At 68.6% G+C, this 17,803-nt stretch carries 14 protein-coding genes; 9 read left to right on the top strand and 5 right to left on the bottom strand.

Annotated elements, in window-relative coordinates:
• Window positions 1–214: 214 nt before the first annotated feature.
• A complete protein-coding gene (locus ACPCUW_RS02175; protein WP_305779423.1) occupies window positions 215–1,651 on the bottom strand; it encodes an amino acid permease in 1,437 nt (478 codons plus the stop codon).
• Between the two features lie 152 nt (window positions 1,652–1,803).
• Here ACPCUW_RS02175 and ACPCUW_RS02180 point away from each other — a divergent pair, with 152 nt between their 5' ends.
• The 9 genes from ACPCUW_RS02180 (at window position 1,804) to ACPCUW_RS02220 (ending at window position 12,926) form a co-directional block, all read left to right on the top strand.
• A complete protein-coding gene (locus tag ACPCUW_RS02180) occupies window positions 1,804–3,021 on the top strand; it encodes a cytochrome P450 (RefSeq protein WP_423423508.1) in 1,218 nt (405 codons plus the stop codon).
• Window positions 3,018–3,584 carry a TetR/AcrR family transcriptional regulator gene (locus tag ACPCUW_RS02185; RefSeq protein ID WP_423423509.1) on the top strand — a complete coding sequence of 189 codons (567 nt, stop codon included), beginning with the start codon at window positions 3,018–3,020 and terminating at the stop codon, window positions 3,582–3,584. The genes ACPCUW_RS02180 and ACPCUW_RS02185 overlap by 4 nt, the downstream gene beginning before the upstream one ends.
• A gap of 135 nt (window positions 3,585–3,719) precedes the next feature.
• Window positions 3,720–5,519: an acyl-CoA dehydrogenase gene (locus ACPCUW_RS02190; protein ID WP_423423510.1), complete on the top strand. Its 1,800-nt coding sequence runs from the start codon at window positions 3,720–3,722 to the stop codon at window positions 5,517–5,519.
• 71 nt (window positions 5,520–5,590) lie between these two features.
• Window positions 5,591–6,367: an RluA family pseudouridine synthase gene (locus ACPCUW_RS02195; protein WP_305779426.1), complete on the top strand. Its 777-nt coding sequence runs from the start codon at window positions 5,591–5,593 to the stop codon at window positions 6,365–6,367.
• Window positions 6,368–6,584: 217 nt separating this feature from the next.
• Window positions 6,585–7,364 (top strand): metallophosphoesterase, encoded by a 780-nt coding sequence (locus ACPCUW_RS02200; protein WP_423423511.1) that lies wholly within the window; start codon window positions 6,585–6,587, stop codon window positions 7,362–7,364.
• Window positions 7,365–7,445: 81 nt separating this feature from the next.
• Entirely contained in the window at window positions 7,446–8,924 is a 1,479-nt protein-coding gene (locus tag ACPCUW_RS02205) for a flavin-containing monooxygenase (protein ID WP_423423512.1), read from the top strand.
• Between the two features lie 79 nt (window positions 8,925–9,003).
• Window positions 9,004–11,298, top strand: coding sequence for an ATP-binding cassette domain-containing protein (locus ACPCUW_RS02210; RefSeq protein ID WP_305779428.1), 2,295 nt, complete (start codon window positions 9,004–9,006; stop codon window positions 11,296–11,298).
• Entirely contained in the window at window positions 11,295–12,032 is a 738-nt protein-coding gene (locus ACPCUW_RS02215; protein WP_030513304.1) for an energy-coupling factor transporter transmembrane component T family protein, read from the top strand. The genes ACPCUW_RS02210 and ACPCUW_RS02215 overlap by 4 nt, the downstream gene beginning before the upstream one ends.
• 225 nt (window positions 12,033–12,257) lie before the next feature.
• Window positions 12,258–12,926, top strand: a complete 669-nt coding sequence (locus tag ACPCUW_RS02220; RefSeq protein ID WP_423423513.1) for an ammonium transporter — start codon at window positions 12,258–12,260, stop codon at window positions 12,924–12,926.
• Window positions 12,927–13,060: 134 nt separating this feature from the next.
• Here the strand turns inward: ACPCUW_RS02220 and ACPCUW_RS02225 are convergent, their stop codons facing one another.
• The 4 genes from ACPCUW_RS02225 to ACPCUW_RS02240 all read right to left on the bottom strand — a co-directional run bounded on the left by ACPCUW_RS02225 (window position 13,061) and on the right by ACPCUW_RS02240 (window position 17,748).
• Window positions 13,061–15,445, bottom strand: a complete 2,385-nt coding sequence (locus ACPCUW_RS02225) for an ATP-dependent DNA ligase (RefSeq protein WP_305779430.1) — start codon at window positions 15,443–15,445, stop codon at window positions 13,061–13,063.
• Between the two features lie 109 nt (window positions 15,446–15,554).
• Complete coding sequence (locus tag ACPCUW_RS02230; protein ID WP_030513301.1) at window positions 15,555–15,839, bottom strand: antitoxin; 285 nt, start codon at window positions 15,837–15,839, stop codon at window positions 15,555–15,557.
• Window positions 15,840–15,871: 32 nt separating this feature from the next.
• Window positions 15,872–17,023 (bottom strand): MBL fold metallo-hydrolase, encoded by a 1,152-nt coding sequence (locus ACPCUW_RS02235; RefSeq protein WP_423423514.1) that lies wholly within the window; start codon window positions 17,021–17,023, stop codon window positions 15,872–15,874.
• Window positions 17,023–17,748, bottom strand: a complete 726-nt coding sequence (locus ACPCUW_RS02240; protein ID WP_063019353.1) for an enoyl-CoA hydratase — start codon at window positions 17,746–17,748, stop codon at window positions 17,023–17,025. Before ACPCUW_RS02240 ends, ACPCUW_RS02235 begins: the two co-directional genes overlap by 1 nt.
• Window positions 17,749–17,803: the final 55 nt, after the last annotated feature.

The following is a 17,803-nucleotide window of genomic DNA, read 5'->3' on the forward strand; positions in this document are numbered from 1 at the left end:
TCGACCCGCCTCGGTTCCTGCCATGATGCGTTCCTCCGAATCTCGTAGCGAGAGCAGATTTCCGAAACACCACGGTGATCAGTCGATCGTTGGGTCCGGGGAGCAATGATTCGCCACAGTCGGGGAGAAACCAAATACCGAACGCGCCAATTCGAATAACAAAACGATAAATTAGCGAAATACCTCAGATATCGCTGGTATCTCGATATAATCCCTACGGCCGTCCGGCGGGGGTCGCGGACGCATCCGGGCCGGTCGCCAGCAGGGAATGGCGGCGGCTGTAGGTCAGGTAGACGATCGCGCCGACGGCGAACCAGACGGCGAAGCGCAACCACGTCACCGGTTGCAGGTAGGTGATCAGCCAGATCGAGAAGCCGATGCCGAGCAGGGGCACCACCGGCATTCCCGGCGTGCGGAAGCCGCGCGGCAGATCCGGACGGCGATAGCGCAGCACGATCACCGCCGCACAGACCACGATGAAGGCCAGCAGGATGCCGATATTGGTCAGCTCGGCGGCCTGGCCGATCGGCAGCAGCCCCGCGATCACCGCCGAGGCGACACCGACGATCCAGGTGATCCGCGTGGGCACCTGGCGTACCGGGTGGGTTTTGGCAAACCACTGGGGCAGCAAGCCGTCCCGGCTCATCGAGTACCAGACGCGGGTGACGCCGAGCATGAAGGTGAACAGCACCGTCATGATGCCGACGATGGCGCCGGCCGCGATCAGACTGCCCAGGCCGGGCAGGCCGACGGATTCGAAGGCGGTGGACAACCCGCTCTCCGGGTCGATGTCGGAGTAGTGCTGCATCCCGGTCAGGACCAGGCAGACCAGCACATAGAGCACCATCGACACCACCAGCGACAACAGAATCGCCTTGGGCAGATGACGTTTCGCGTCCACCGACTCCTCGGCCGCGGTCGACATCGCGTCGTAGCCGAAGACCGCGAAGAAGACGGTCGCCGCCCCGGTGACCGCGCCGGACATGCCGAACGGGAAGTACGGGTGGTAGTTGGCGGAATCGATGTGGAAGAACCCGACCGCGATCACCACCACGACGACCACGATCTTCAGGCCCACCACGAAGGTTTCGAATCGCGCCGCGGCCCGGATACCCAAGTTCAGCAGGGCGGCGATGAGCAGGCACAGCATCGCGGCGAACAGATCCACCACATGGCCGTGCCCGGTTCCCGGCGCACCCAGCATCCACTCGGGGAGCTCGATATCCAACTGCCCCAACAGGAATTGGATGTAGCCGGAGATGCCGATCGCCACCACCGACACGATCGCGGTGTATTCGAGCAGCAGATCCCAGCCGATGAACCAGCCCACCGGTTCGCCGAGTACGGCGTAACCGTAGGTGTAGGCCGAACCGGCGCGCGGAATGAGTCCCGCGAATTCGGCGTAGGACAGCGCGGCGGCGGCGCTCGCGACGCCGGCGATCAGGAAGGAGACGAGGACGGCCGGGCCGGCGGTCTGATTCGCGACCGCACCGGCCAGCGTGAAGATGCCGGCGCCGATGATGCCGCCCACCCCGATGGCGGTCAGCTGCCACAGGCCCAGCGTGCGGTGCAGGGTGGTGGCGGATTCGTCCTGGATCTGGTCGATCGGCTTGCGCCGGAAGAACTCTCGCAGAGCGGGACCGGTTCGCATGGGCGCTCCTTGTCCGACGGGCGGCGCTGGTCAGCCCACAGTACCGATCTCACCGGCCGGTCGCCCGGTATCGGTCCCGGTGCGCGAGCGGCGGACCGCCACCGATGAAACAAGTTCTAGACATACTCGACCATTTGTCTTACCGTCGATACATGAGCACGACGATGTCTCACGAGGCACGCTTCACCTTGTGTTCCGGCGACTCCTGGCGCGACCCCTGGCCGATGTACGCCGCCTTGCGGGAATCCGATCCGGTGCACCACGTCGTTCCCGAGAACCGCCCGCACGAGGACTACTACGTCCTTTCGCGCTACGCCGACATCTACGCGGCGGTGCGCGATCCCGAGACGTTCTCCTCGGCTCAGGGCCTGACGGTCGACTACAACAATCTCAGTGAGATCGGGCTCGGCGAGAACCGGCCGTTCGTCTTCACCGATCCGCCCGACCACACCGTCTTCCGGCGCCGCGTGGCCAAGGGGTTCACCCCGCGGCAGGTCCAGGAGATTCGGCCCGCGGTCGAGGCGTTCGTGATCGAGCGGCTGGAGAAGCTGCGCGCGGCCGGTGGCGGTGACATCTCGATGGAGTTGTTCAAACCTTTGCCGACCATGGTGGTGGCGCATTATCTCGGTGTGCCGGAGCAGGATCGGGCACAGTTCGATCGCTGGAGCGAGGCGATCGTGGCGGCCTCGGCGACCGGCGGCATCGAGCATGCGCAGGAGGCGGTCGGTGAGCTGACCCAGTACTTCATCGCGATGATCGAGAAGCGCAAACTCGAACCTGCGGACGACACCGTCTCCCATCTGGTGGCCTCGGGACTCGGCGTCGGCGGCGACTTCGGCGAAATTCTGCAGATCATCGGTTTCGCGTTCACGATGATCACCGGCGGCAACGACACCACCACCGGAAATCTGGGCGGCGCGGTGCAATTGCTGACCAGCTACCCCGAGCAGCGGCAGCGCCTGCTCGACGATCCGAGCCTGATCCCGGGCGCGGTCGACGAATTCCTGCGCCTGACCTCGCCGGTGCAGGGTCTGGCCCGCACCACCACCCGCGACGTCGAGATCGAGGGCGTTACCATTCCGGCGGGACGGCGGGTGCTGATGCTGTACGCGTCGGCCAACCGGGACGAGCGCGAATACGGTTCGGACGCAAGCGAACTCGATGTGACGCGGAACCCGAAGAACATCCTCACCTTCGGTAACGGCAACCACCACTGCCTCGGCGCGGCCGCCGCCCGCATGCAGGCCACCATCGCGCTGCGGGAACTGCTGGCCCGGTGCCCGGACTTCTCCGTGGATCCGGACGGCGTCCGATACACCGAGGGCAATTACGTGCGCTGGCCGGTCAACGTCCCCTTCGTCCCGGCATGAGCGACTGGCTGGCGCATCCGCGCTCCCTGCAGGCGGCCGAGCGGATCCTGGACGCCGCCGCGAGCCTGTTCTCCGAACGCGGCGTGAACGCGACCCAGATGGGCGATATCGCCAAGGCCGCCGGCTGCTCGCGGGCGACGCTGTACCGCTACTTCGACGGCCGGCAGGCGGTGCAACTGGCGTACGTGCATCGCGAGGCACGGCGGGTGGGTGCCCGCGTCACCGCCGAGATCGGGACGATCGCCGACCCCGGCGAACGCGCCGTCGCCGGAGTGCTGGCCAGTCTCCGCGCGGTGCGTTCGGACCCGCTGCTGATCGCCTGGTTCCGCCCCGACGACGCCGGAGCGACCCTGCAGATCGCCCAGACCTCCGAGGTGATCGAGGCCATCGCCCGCTCGCTCTTCACCGCGGAAACGTCCTCGGCACAGGATGATTGGGCGCAGCTGGCCCGCTGGCTGACCCGCATCATCGTCTCGCTGCTCACGGTGCCCGGCCGGGACGAGGCCGAGGAGCGCGACATGCTGGAGCGCTTCATCGCTCCCCTCGTCGCCCGGGCCGGCTGAGCCCACTTTCCCGGCGCACACCGTCCCGGCGCACCCGCCCGGCCCGACGGCGCCGGACATGCCACGCGGGAGCCGTCGCGCGGCGCCACGCCCGCGCACCTTGCGCGCGCGGGCGTTGCCCAGCAGGCTTGGGATATGGATTCGCTCATCATGTCCGCTCGCGACCTCGATTTCCTGCTCTACGAGTGGCTCGACGTGACCGGGCTGACCGAGCGCGAGCGCTATCGGGAACACAGCCGCGAGACCTTCGATCAGGTGCTCGCGCTGAGCCGGGAGCTGGCCGAGAAGTACTTCGCCCCGCACAACCGCCAGGGCGATCTGCACGAGCCGACCTTCGACGGCGAGAAGGTGCACATCATTCCGGAGGTGGCGACGGCGCTGTCGGCCTTCGCGGAGGCGGGATTCGTCGGCGCCGCGATGGACGAGCGCGTGGGCGGTATGCAATTGCCGCATACGGTCTTCACCGCGTGCATGGCGTGGTTCTACGCCGCCAATGTGGCGACCGCCAGCTACGCGCTGCTGACCATCGGCAACGCCAACCTGCTCGCCGCGCACGCGGATTCGGAACAGCTCGCCCGCTTCGTGCGGCCGATGCTCACCGGGCGCTACTTCGGCACGATGGCGCTGTCGGAACCCCAGGCGGGTTCCTCGCTGGCCGACATCACCACCAAGGCCGTCCCGCAGGACGACGGCACGTACCGGCTGTTCGGCCGCAAGATGTGGATCTCCGGCGGTGACCACGACCTGTCGGAGAACATCGTGCATCTGGTCCTGGCGCGCATTCCCGGATCGGATGCCGGAACCCGCGGCATCTCGCTGTTCATCGTGCCGAAATACCTGCCCGCCGAGGACGGTTCGCTCGGCGAGCGCAACGATGTGGTGCTGGCCGGGATCAACCACAAGATGGGCTGGCGCGGCACGGTGAACACGGCGCCGGTCTTCGGCGACGGGGCGTTCACACCCGGCGGCGCACCGGGTGCGGTCGGCTATCTGGTGGGTGAGCCGAATCGCGGACTGACCTACATGTTCCACATGATGAACGAGGCACGCCTCGGCGTCGGCTTGGCCGCTACCGCGTTGGGGTACACCGGCTTCCTCAAGGCCCTCGACTATGCCCGCAATCGGCCGCAGGGCCGCCCGGTGACGGCGAAGGGCGGTGCGAGCGCGCAGGTCCCGATCGCGCAGCATCCCGACGTTCGCCGAATGCTGCTGGCGCAGAAGGCCTATGCCGAAGGCGCGCTGGGCCTGCAGTTGTACTGCGGCACCCTGATCGACCGCCAGCGCAGCGCCGTGGACGCCGACGAGGCGCAGCGCGTCGCCCTCCTGCTGCGCGTCCTGACCCCGATCGCCAAGAGCTGGCCGAGCCAGTGGTGCCTGGCCGCCAACGACCTCGCCATCCAGGTGCACGGCGGCGCCGGATACACCCGCGACTACGACGTCGAACAGCATTACCGCGACAACCGCCTCAATCCGATTCACGAAGGGACACACGGCATTCAGAGCCTGGACCTGCTCGGCCGGGCGGTGGTCGCGGACGGCGGCGCGGCACTGACCCTGCTGCTCGACACCATGGGCGAAACGGTCGACCGGGCTCGCGCGACCGGCGACGCGGAACTCGGCGACTTCGCCGATGCGCTGGCCGCGGCCGCCGGACGCATCGCGACCACCACCGCCACGGTATGGCGCGACGCCGATCCGGAAGCGGCACTGGCGAATTCGTCCGCTTACCTCGAGGCGTTCGGACATGTAGTGCTGGCCTGGATCTGGCTGGAGCAGGCGGTGGCCGCCGCGCGCGGATCCGAGGACTTCCACCGCGGTAAGCGGGTCGCGGCACGGTACTTCTTCCACTGGGAATTGCCCCGTACCGCACCGCTTTTCGATCTGCTCGACGCGATGGATCGCACCACGACCGACCTCGACGACGCCTGGCTCTAACACACCGAGCCGGGCGGCGCCCACCCCTCCTGGCGATATTCGGCCATCGCGCCGCGGACTAATCTGGCCCGGTGGAGACGCACCCGGTGGAGATGGACTGGCAGCAGCTGGCGCGGCAGTTCCTCGTCGACGAGGACGAGGCGATCATCGCGCTGAACAAGCCCGCCGGGATCGCCGTGACCGGGGAACGCCACGACACCGATCTGGTCGAGCTGGCCGCGGCCGAGGGAATCACCCTCTACCCGGTGCACCGCATCGACAAGGTCACCTCGGGCCTGGTGCTGTTCGCCAAGGATCTGGCCGCACACGGCGGACTGACCAGGCAGTTCACCAAGCGCACGGCCGACAAGCGGTATCTGGTCGTCACCGCCGCCACCGATCTGCCCGACACCGGCGTGATCGACCTGCCGTTGAGCGTCGGGCGCAAGAACCGGGTGCGGATCGCGGCACCGCGCGACACCATCCGGCGGGAGGGGCAGATGTGGACGGTCGCCGAGAGCGATCTGCTGGCCGGTAAGAACTATCCGTCCCGGACCGAGTTCACGACCGTGGCGCGGACCGATCGGCACACGGTATTGCTGGCCCGGCCGATCACCGGGCGGCGGCATCAGATCCGGGTTCACCTGGCCTGGATCGGCTATCCGATCGCAGGCGATCCGCTGTTCGACAAATCGGGTGAGTACGCGCGCACCCATCTGCACTCGCTGTCGTTGCGGGTGGAGGCGCCCTGGCGTGCGGATTCCGAACTCGCGTTGACCGCCGTACCGGGTGCGGATTTCTTCTCGACGGGATCGAGCCCGATCATCGACGATCCGGCCGCCCTGCTCGAGCGGATCGCTGCGGAATAGCGGCCCGCCGTTTCCGGCATTTCCCCATAGCCTTCTGCTATAAAAGGTGGCATCCGTCACGCAGACGGCGCGCTGAGGACCTTCTACTCTGGACAAGTGCCGTATCGGCACACATGCGGCCGAAGCGATCACACCCGGGGGCCGATTCCACACGGGCTCGCACAGGTCGTTCCCGGCGACGGGCGCAACGGTGCGATCCCACGAGAAAGCGGACGCCATGATTCTGTTGGCACAGCTCAGCGATACCCACTTCGACCTGGATTCGCGCAACGCCGAACGAGTCGCCGCCGTTCTCGGCTACCTCGACCGATTACCGCGCCGGCCCGACGCCATCCTCGTGACCGGCGACCTCACCGAATCCGGAACCCTCGCCCAGTACGAACAGGCGCGCAAAGCGCTGACCACCGACATTCCGCTGTACGTCCTGCCCGGCAACCACGACGACCGGGCCAATCTGCGGCGGACGCTCCTCGACGGCGCCGCCGAGGAGGGACCGATCAATCAGGCCGTCGATATCGGCGGGCTCACCGTGGCACTGCTCGATTCCACGATTCCCGGTTCGGGCGGCGGGGAGCTGGGCGAGCGAACCTACGCGTGGCTGGACCGGTTGCTGGCCACCACGCCCGCGGACGCCTGCGTACTGGTGGCGATGCACCACCCGCCGGTACCGATGTACTCGACGGTGGTCGATCCCATCCGGCTCGCCGATCCGGAACAGCTGGAGCGCACCGTCGCCGGTGATGCGCGGATTCTCGGCGTGCTCACCGGACATATGCACGCCATGGGCACCACGCTGTTCGGTGGGCGGCCACTGGTGGTGGCGCCCAGTGTGGCCTCGGCCATCGGCGGGGCGTGGGAGGTCGAGGAGCCCGGCGACGTTCCGATCGACTACGCGCCCGACCCGTCCGTGGTGCTGCACGCCGTCGCGGACCGGCGGCTGACCTCGATCGTCCGCACCGTGCCGATGGGCGGCCGGATCCGCGTACAACCGCGCTGAGCAGGGTTTCCGGAACGGGGTTCGGAGGCGGAGGCACGCGCCTACAGTGGAGATACTGTTCTCGATTCGAGGAGCGCGCGCATGCCCGCTACCAAGCCGTCGGTCATCATCGTCGGAGCCGGGTTCGGGGGACTCGGCGCGGCAATCGAGCTGCAGCGCAACGGTTTCGACGACCTCACGATTCTGGAGCGGGCGAGGGACCTGGGCGGGGTGTGGCGGGAGAACACCTATCCGGGCGCGGCCTGCGACGTGCCCTCACCGCTGTACTCGTTCTCCTACGAACCGAAGCCGGATTGGCCGCATCGCTACTCCGGTCAGGCCGAGATCCTGGGCTACCTGCATGCGGTGGCGACGAAACATCGGTTGCTCGAGCGGATCCGATTCGGCGCCGAGGTCACCGAGGCGAGCTTCGACGAACACGCCGGGCGCTGGACGGTTCGCACCGCCGACGGCGACATCCGATCCGCCGACGTGCTGATCAGCGCGGTCGGGCAGCTGTCGCGCCCGCGCATGCCCGATATCGCGGGCATCGAGACGTTCGCCGGGCCGTCGTTCCATTCCGCGCAGTGGAACCACGATGTCGACCTCGCCGGCAAGCGGGTCGCGGTGATCGGAACCGGCGCCAGCGCAATCCAATTCGTACCCGCCATCGCACCCGAGGTGGCCCGTCTGACGCTGTTCCAGCGGACCGCTGCCTGGGTGGTGCGGCGCACCGACCGCGAGTACCGGCCGATCCATCACGCCCTGTTCGCACACGTGCCCGGCCTGCGGCTGGCCCAGCGCCTGTGGGTGTGGTGCTTTCTGGAGTTCTTCTCCCTGGGCTTGACCGCGATCCCGCCGATCCGGCGCATCGCGACCTGGCTGGGTACCCACGCGCTTCGCCACGACGTGCCCGATCCGCGATTGCGCGCGAAGCTGACCCCCGACTATCCGGTGTTGTGCAAACGGGTGCTGTTCTCCAACGAGTACTACCCGGCGCTGATGCGGCCGAATGTGGACGTCGTGACCGAGCCCATCGCCGAGGTGGTGCCCGAGGGCGTGCGCACCGCGGACGGAACCGTGCACCCGGCCGACGTGATCGTCTACGGCACCGGCTTCAAGGGCAGCGAATTCCTCTGGCCGATCCGGATATTCGGTCGCGACGGCGCGGAACTGGAGAAGATGTGGGCCGAGGGGGCCCGCGCCTATCTCGGGATGACGGTGCCGGGATTCCCGAATCTGTTCCTGATGTACGGACCCAACACCAATCTGGGCACCGGCTCGATCATCTACATGATCGAATGCCAGGCCCGCTACATCCGGCAGGCCGTGGCACATCTGAGCGAACATCCGGGATCCTGTCTCGAGGTGAAGTCCGAGACCGCGGCGGCCTTCGATGCGCAGACCCAGCGCCGGTTGCTGCGCACGCCGTGGACCGCGTGCTCGAGCTGGTACCGCAATGCCGCCGGGCGGATCACCAACAACTGGCCCGGCACCGTCACCGCGTACCGCTTGCGCACCCGGTCTCTGAATCCGGACGACTACGTCCTGCGCGCACCGGAACCGGTCCATACGTCATGACCAGCCGACGCGGTCCGCGTACGGCCTCCGCCCCGGCGAGGGCCGTCCCGCAGTCCGCCGGTGCTGGCAGACTTGAGCCGTGACCGCGCCTCCTTCCGCCGGCGCCGAGCCGCGAATCGCTCACGGCCCGCTGCGCCCCGTCGAACTCGCCACCGCGGCGGTCCTCGGTGGGGTGACCGTCGGGCTGGTGACCATCGGCTCGGTGGTGCCCTACGCGGCGGCCCTCAATCTGGTCGCCGCGGTGCCGATGGGCCTGCTGGCGCAGCGCTACCGGCTGCGCGCCATCCTGGGCGCGACCGTGGCCGCGACCCTGGTGAGCTTCGTCGCCGCCGGCCTGGTGCCCGCGGCCACCGTGGTCAGCGCGGCGACCATCGGCGGCATCATCGGAACCGTCAAACGGCGGCGACGCGGACTGATCACCGTCCTGTTCCTGTCGTCACTGGCCGGATTGATCTGGGCGGCCTTCTCGGTCGGCATGCTCTACCTGTTCGCCGCCTCGCGGCGGCTGGTCTTCGACAACGTGCGCAATATCGCCCAGGGCATCGATCACATGCTCTCCCGGCAGCCACAGCTGGAATCGCTGGGCAACGGTGTCGTCTCGGTCACCGACAGCGTGCTGAGCTGGTGGTGGCTCTACATCGGCGGCGGCGTATTCCTGGGCGTGGTCATGACCGCCGTCTTCTCCTGGTTCGTCCTCGGCTCGGTCCTGGATCGGCTGGAGTGGCTGCCGGGGCGGGATCGACTGGACGCGCCGGCCGATACCCGCGTGGTCGCACCGGTGCCGGTCCGGTTGCGCGGCGTGTCCTTCCGCTATCCGGGTGCGCGCGCCGATGCGCTGAGCGATATCGACCTGTCCGTCGAGATCGGCGAATTCGTCGCCGTCGTCGGCCACAACGGATCCGGCAAGTCGACGCTGACCCGGCTGCTGGCCGGCCTTCCGCCCACCGGCGGCACGGTCGAACGTCCCGGTTCGGCGGGGCTCGGCGTGATCGGCGGCACCGCGCTGGTGCTGCAGCGGCCCGAGAGTCAGACGCTGGGGGTACTGGTCGCCGACGACGTGGTGTGGGGGCTGCCCGCCGAGGCCGCGCGGGCGGTCGACGTGGAGGCGTTGCTGTGCGAGGTCGGGTTGAGCGGGCTCGGTGGCGCGGAGACCGCGACCCTGTCCGGCGGCCAGCAACAGCGCCTGGCGGTGGCGGCCGCCCTGGCTCGGAATCCCGCACTGCTCGTGGCCGACGAGGCGACTTCGATGATCGATCCGGACGGCCGGCGCGAACTGGTCGCGCTGCTCGCCGGATTGCCCGCCCGGCACCGGATGGCCGTCGTCCTGGTCACCCACCACGAGGCCGACGCGGCGGCGGCCGAGCGGGTCATCCATCTCTCCGGAGGTCGCCAGGTCGACCATCTGCCGGCCTGGCCGCGCCCGGTGCGCAATCTGCGACGCTCCCCGATCGGCGAACCGCTGCTGGAGCTGCGGGATGTGCGCCACACCTACAACCGCGGCACCCCGTGGGCGGCGACCGCGCTGCGCGGGGTGAATCTGACCGTCCATCGCGGGGAGACACTGCTCGTGGTCGGCGGCAACGGGTCGGGAAAATCCACCCTGGCCTGGATCATGGCGGGACTCGTCGTGCCGACCACCGGCAGTTGCCGGCTGTGCGACTACACGGGGTCGCGGCCGGTGCACAAGCGCATCGGCGCGGTCGAGCTGGCCTTCCAGCACTCCCGGCTGCAACTGCAGCGCCAGACCGTCGGCGCCGAGATCGAGGATTGGGGCGGGCACGGCACCGGTTCCGGGGCGGTGGGCCGCGCGCTCGACGCGGTCGGGCTGGACCGGGCGATGGCCTCCCGCTCGATCGAGGAATTGTCGGGCGGTCAGGCCAAGCGAGTGGTTCTCGCCGCGATCGTCGCCAGTCGCCCGCAGGTCGTGGTGCTCGACGAACCCCTGGCCGGACTCGATCCGGAGGGCCGCGCGGAGGTGGTGGAACTGCTCGCCCGGCTGCGGGATTCGGGACTGACGCTGATCGTCATCTCGCACGATGTGGCCGATATGGAGAGTGTCTGCGACCGGACGGTCCACCTGCAATCCGGTCTCATCCTGGAAAGCCTGCCGGCCCACGCGGCCGCCGCCGAGAGCTCGGCCGATGCCGCCGGCGCCCCGGCGGTGGCGCCCCCGGGTCCGGCCGAACCCGTACTCGGCCCGCCTGCCGACGGCGACGGGCGCGGGGAAACGGGGATCGCGGGCCCGCGGTCCGAACCGGCGCAGCCCGGGACGAACGGCGCGACGGACGGCGGCCGGCCCGAGACCGATCGAGCCCGGGGCACACAGCGCCGCAGCCGCGGCCGGCACGGCGACGCCCTCGGAGGTGCGCGATGAGTATGGTGCTGCTGCGCGAAGTTCCGGTCGACAGCCCCATCCATCGGCTGTGGGCCGGGACCAAGATGATCGTCGCCTTCTTCATCAGTGTGCTGCTGATGTTGCAGCCCGCGTGGCCGGTCCTGGGCGTGGTGGTCGCCTTCCTGATCGCGATCGGCCTGATCGCCCGGCTGCCGCTGGGCACGCTGCCGCGGCTGCCGTGGTGGTTCTGGGCACTGATCGTGCTCGGCGGGCTGATCACCATCCCGACCGGTGGTGCCGCCGTGCTGCGGTATGTCCAGGTCACGCTGTTCGGGCTGGTGTTGCTGACCACCTCGTTCCTGATCGCCTGGACGACCCCGATGAGCGAGATCGCCCCCGCCCTGGCCAAACTCGGTGCGCCGCTGCGAGTTCTGCGGATTCCGGTGGACGAATGGGCGGTCGTCGTGGCGCTGACCCTGCGCGGACTGCCACTGCTGATGGACGAGATCCGGGTGTTGCGCGCCGCCCGCCGGCTGCGTCCGAAGGACGGGTCGATGGCGCGCGGAGCCGCGAATCCGCTCGTGGACATTCTCACCGCGGCCATGGCCGTCGCCACCCGTCGCGCCGGGGAGTTGGGCGAGGCCATCACGGCACGCGGCGGGACAGGTGAATTGACCGCGCATCCGGCCGGACCCCGCCGGGCCGACTACCTCGCTCTCGTCCTGTCGGTGGTGGTGTGCGGCGGCGCGGCGGCGATCGGCGTGTTTCTGTAACTCGCCGAAGCAAATCTTCAGCGATCTCATGTCGAAACGGGCAAACTTATTCCACTTTGCGAAACACGAAGTCAGGCGATTGAATTCGCCCCACTTTGCGACCGAGTGAAGGTACGGTTACCTCAGTGAGTTAGCCGGACCGCGGCTCCACGCGCAGGGGTTGAGATACGTCGGGGGTATTGGGTTCTCAGCGCGCGTCGTGTTCGGCTACCGAATTTCTTCCTGATGGAGATTGGAACCGGAATGTTTCTGCGCAAGTTCGCCGCTCTTGCCCTTCCGGCAGTAGTGGCCGTCGCCCTCGGGGCAGGTACCGTCCATGCCGATATCGGCGCACCCACGGTGCGCTACGAAACCCATCTGACGGGCAATACCGTCGAAACCACTCTCGACGGCGGCTTTTTCCGCGTCGACGCCGACGGACGCACCGTCGACGTCACCGACGCCGACGGCCGCGCGCTCGTCACACTGCCGCTGTCCTTGCGGCAGGACGGTGTGGAATACCCCCTGCCCCACCAGGTGCGCGACGACGCCCGGGTCCTGGAATTGACCGTAGTGAAGGACGCCGCGGCGGCGCGGCCCGCGCCGGTGACCCCGGTGGCCTCGCCGCTGGAGAATCAGAGCGCGATGAACGCGTTCGCAACCCAATTCGGGCTCGGAACCGCGATCGGCAGCTTCATCGGTACCGCCATCGGCGGAGTGATCGGCTTGGTCGTCGGCGCCGCGGCAGGCGGTATCGGGGCGATTCCGGGATTCATCACGGGTGCCACCGCGGGCGCGATCATCGGCTCGCTGGTGGTCGGCGGACCCACGCTGGTCGTGGCCGCCATCGATCTCGTCAGCACGCTGAGCGCTCCGGCGGGCACCACGAAGTGGTACACCGCCACCACGAACTGACTCGCCCAACCGAACATCCCGAAGGGTCCGGCGCCCACACCTCGTGGCGCCGGGCCGTCGGGCCGCGGCACGAGAACGGGGCGCCCGCGCGAGTAGCCGGCCCGTTCGGGAGGCCGAAACCGGTTGTGACGGAACTACTTCTCGTCCGGCACCCACGCCGGATGCCACAGCCGCCCGGACTCGGTCCAGTTCATATACCGCACCGTGCCGGGAATTTTCGGCGTCGCCCAGACGGCATCCTTGCGTTCGTCGGCGGTCAGCTCGTTGGCGAAGGGACTGGTCTTGCGGCGGAGGGGCCGCAGGCGCGCGGTCAGCCCCGACATCTCGCGGTCGCTGAAGCCGGTACCCACCCGGCCGATGTAATACAGCTCGCCGTCGTAGCGGACGCCGACCAGCAGGGAGGCGAATTCTCGTGCGGCACTGCGACGCCAGCCACCGATGATCACCTCCTGGGTGCGCCAGTTGCGGGTCTTGATCCACGACTGGCCGCGCTTGCCGGGCAGATAAACCGAATCCTTGCGTTTGGCGACGACTCCCTCGAGCCGATGCTCACGGCTGTATTCCAGGGCGTCCGCACCGGAACCCTCCAGGCGCGGCGGGACGAGCAGCGAGGGCACGCCCTCGGCCAGCGCCTCCAGCACCTGCCGCCGATCCGCGTAGCGCTTGCGCAGCAGCGAGGTGCCGTCCAGATACAGCACGTCGAAGGCGACCAGTTCCGCATGGGCCGGATCCGCCTGCAACAGGGCCAGATTCGACGAACCCTCGGCATCGAAGACGACCGCCTCCCCGTCGAGCACGATCCGATGCCCCCGCAGTTGCCGCCCCAGCTCGGCGATGCGCGGATAGCGGTCGGTGACGATATTGCCCGCCCGGCTGCGGATCACCACGTTGCCGTCGTCGATTTCCGTGATGACCCGGAACCCGTCCCATTTGGTCTCGAAGACCCAGTCCCGGGCGCCGAGTTTCGCCACTTCCCCGGAGGTCGCCAGCATCGGCGACAGTCCGCGCGGGAACTCGGCTCCTCCCGACCGCGTCTCGGTCCGGCTCGAGGTGCGCGCTGCGACATCGTGTTCGGCGATGCCGTGTTCGGCCGTGCCGGAGCCGCCGCTACGTCCGGCAACCTCTTGCGGGTCGCCTCGGTGACCGTCGGCCGAATCCCCTTGCTCCGCCTCCTCTTCCGGCTCGGCGACCTGCGATTTCATCAGGTGCATCAACCACTGCTTGCCGTCGGTGCGGATGAAGGCGTAGCGGCCGTTGAGACGCTCGCCGTGAAACTGGACGATCACCTCGTCCGCACGCCACTTCTCGGTGTCGTAGGTGCCGGTGTCCCAGATCGTCATCTGCCCGGCGCCGTATTCACCGCGCGGGATGGCGCCGTGGAAATGGAGGTATTCCAGCGGATGGTCCTCGGTGTGCACGGCCAGCCGGTTCTGTGACGGCGAGGTCGGCGGCCCCTTCGGCACCGCCCACGACACCAGCACACCGTCGCGTTCGAGTCGCACATCCCAGTGCAGTCGCCGAGCGTGATGCTCCTGCACCACGAAGCGATCACCCGCACCGGGATCGGGCGGCCCGGGCGGAACCGGTTCCGGCGTGCGGTCGGGGTCGCGCATGGACCGGTAGGTCTGCAGCGGATCCGCCGCGCCGGCGCCCAGGGGCGGATCCAAACCCGCCAGCAGATCCCCGTCGGAACGCCAGCGTTCGAGTACCTCGTCGAAGCGCAACTGCCGCAGGCGCTTTCGGTCGGCGATCTCGTCCCAGCTGCGCGGCGCCGCGACCGTCGGCTGCTCGCGCCCGCGCAGCGAATACGGCGCGATGGTCGTCTTCGCGGGGTTGTTCTGGCTCCAGTCCAGGAAGATCTTGCCCGGCCGCACGGCCTTCGCCATCGCCGCCGTGACCAGCGCCGGATGCAGCTTCTCCAGCCCGGTCGCCAGCTGTTTCGCGACCGTCGAGGCGCCGCCGGGACTCAGTACCCGGTCCAGCGGCACATAGATGTGAATACCCTTGCTGCCGCTGGTCACCGGATAGGCATCGAGACCGGCGTCGCGGACGGTATCGCGAATCCACAACGCCACCGTCGCGCAATCGGCCAGATCCACCCCCGGCCCGGGATCGAGATCGAAGACGATGCGGGTGGCCGGACCGCGCGATCCGTCGACGAAACGCCATTGCGGCACATGGATTTCCAGCGACGCCTGCTGTCCGAGCCAGGCCAGCCCGGCCACCGAGTCGATGACCGGATAGTTCACCCGGCGATCGGAATGATCCATCGGCCGGCGCTGAATCCATTTCGGCGCGTGCGAGGCCAGATTCTTTTCGAAGAACGAGGATTCGCTCACCCCGTTGGGCCAGCGCTTACGCGTCACCGGACGGTCGGCGATATGCGGCAGCAGAGCCGGTGCGATGGCGGTGTAGTAGTCGATCACCTCACCCTTGGTGGTACCCGTCGCCGGATACAGCACCTTGTCGAGGTTGGTCAGACCGACCTCGATGCCCCCGAACTCGCGGCGCGCCGCCATAGTCGCAGTGTAAAGCGAAAACGGGCCCCGCCGGAGGAGTGAACCTCCGGCCGGTGCCCGTCGTCGATCGGCGAGTGAGCCCGCTGGTGCCGGGCATCCCGCCTCGTGCTCAGCCCTCCGGCGGCTGCGGCGCCTGCGGCGGGGTGGCGGGCGGAGTCTGCGGGGGCGCGGCGGGCGGCTCGGGAGCCGGCGGCGGGGTCTTGCCGCCCTGCTGGGGGATGTTCTTCTTGATGGCCTCGGTGCCCTTGTCGATGTGATCGGAGTACTTGCCACCGGTCTTCTCTTTGACGAAGCCGCCGGCCTTGTCGACGGCGCCGTGGACCTTCTCCGCGTTCTGCGAGGCCACGTCGCGGCCCTTACCCACCAACCCCTTGAGCGTATCCATCAAACTCATGAAGCCCACTCCTTCACTCGTCGACTGCGTTTCTAGCGCACATCCTCCCACCAGGAGACCTGCGGTGATACCGCATTGGTATCGATCCGCCCGCCGGGAAGCGGCACCGCTACCCGGGTACCCGCTGCACGCGCCGCCGCAACAAGTCTGTGGACCGGCTCGGACCAGCCGTGGAAAGCCAGGTTGAACGTGGCCCAGTGAATCGGCACCAACATGCCGTATTCGGCCTCCCCGACACACACGTCGGCGTGGGCGCGCACCGCCTCCTCGGGGTTCATGTGCACATCGGGCCAATGCACGTCGTAGGCACCGATCGGCAGCAGCGTGAGATCGAACGGACCGTGCGTCGCGCCGATTTCGGCGAACGCCTTCGTGTACCCGCTGTCACCGCCGAAGTAGGCCCGCCGCCGCGGCCCCGCGAACACCCACGACGCCCAGAGCGTGGTGTTGCGGGTGAGGCCGCGCCCGGAGAAGTGCCGCGCCTCGGTGCAGGTCACGGTGAGCTCACCCAGCCCGGGGCGGGTGATGGAAGTGGACGTATTCCAATCCAATTCGATGATGCGGGCCTCCGGCACCTGCCATTTGCGCAGATGGGCGCCGATCCCGATCGGCACCACGAACGGGGCGTCCTGACCGGCCACCAGCGCGCGCACGGTCTCGCGATCCAGGTGGTCGTAGTGATCGTGCGAGATGACCACCGCGTCCAGCGCCGGCAGCGAGGACAGCGGTGCCGGGACCGGATGCAGCCGGGCCGGCCCGATCAGCGGCGACGGCGAGACCCGCTCGCTCCAGACCGGATCGGTGAGGATGCGGTAGCCGTCGACCTCGATCAGGGCGGTGGCGTGGCCGAACCAGGTCACGGCCAGATCGGCCGCCTGCTCCGGATGTTCGGTGCTCGCCAGCGGGATTTCCGCCGGTGGCCGCCCCACATCGCGCCGGGTCAGCGCCGACAGCAGCAGGGATGCGCCGGATCCGGGCGTGATCTGACTGCTGGGTTCGGTGTTGTGGAACTGCCGGTCGCGGTAGCTCGCCGACCGCGTCGCCAGCGGTGCGATGGCGGCGGCGGAAGCCCCCATTTCGGCGGGAATCCGCCATGCCGCGCGGGCCACCCAGCGCAATCCGACCAGCCCGGCCGCGGCCAGGGCCGCTCTGCGGGCGGCCGCGACGATCTCGGTGCCGGCCATCAGCGCCCCACGAACTTTGCCGCGCGCTTCTGTTCCCGCGCCAGCCGCGCCTCCTCGGCGTCGGCGCTGCGCCAGGCGGCCTCCAAGGCGGCGCGCTGCTCGGGGGTGTCCTCGCCGCGGGTGCCGTCGTCGTTGAACACCAGCTTGAGGTGGCGCAGTGAGAGCGGGGCGAGCTGGGCGATCGACTTGGCCCACTCCTGCGCGTCGGCCAGCGTGCCGAGGCGGTTGGCGAAGCCGAAAGTGTATGCGTCGGAAGCGGATACGCTCTCGGCGCCCATCAGCACGGTCCGCGCCGGGCCGCCACCGATCAGCGAGACCAGGCGGCGCACCGTCCAGCGATCCACCGAGATGCCCAGCTTCGCGGCCGGAATGGCGATATAGGAATCCGGACTCATCACCCGCAGGTCGGAGGCCAGCGCCAGCTGCACCCCGGCTCCGAGCGCGCCGCCGTTGATGGCGGAGATCACCGGCACCGGGACCGTTTCGATGGTGTGCAACAGAGCGAGCAGTCCGTCGAGGAAATCCGACGAGTAGACGCCGGACAAATCGGCTCCGGCGCTGAAAATCGGCCCCTGACCGGTCAGCACGATCACCCGCGCGTCGGCCGCCGCGGTCGTGACGGCCTCGCGCAACGCTGCCACCAACTCGTTGTTGAGGGCGTTGCGCCGCTGCGGGCGCTGTAATTCGATGGTGACCACGTCACCATCCCGGCTCACTGCGAGCATCTGACCTCTCCCCATTCGCGCGGTTTCTCTTCCGGGGGCACACCTCACCGCACCC

Source organism: Nocardia sp. AB354 (assembly GCF_049538315.1).
GTDB classification, from domain to species: Bacteria; Actinomycetota; Actinomycetes; order Mycobacteriales; family Mycobacteriaceae; genus Nocardia; species Nocardia nova.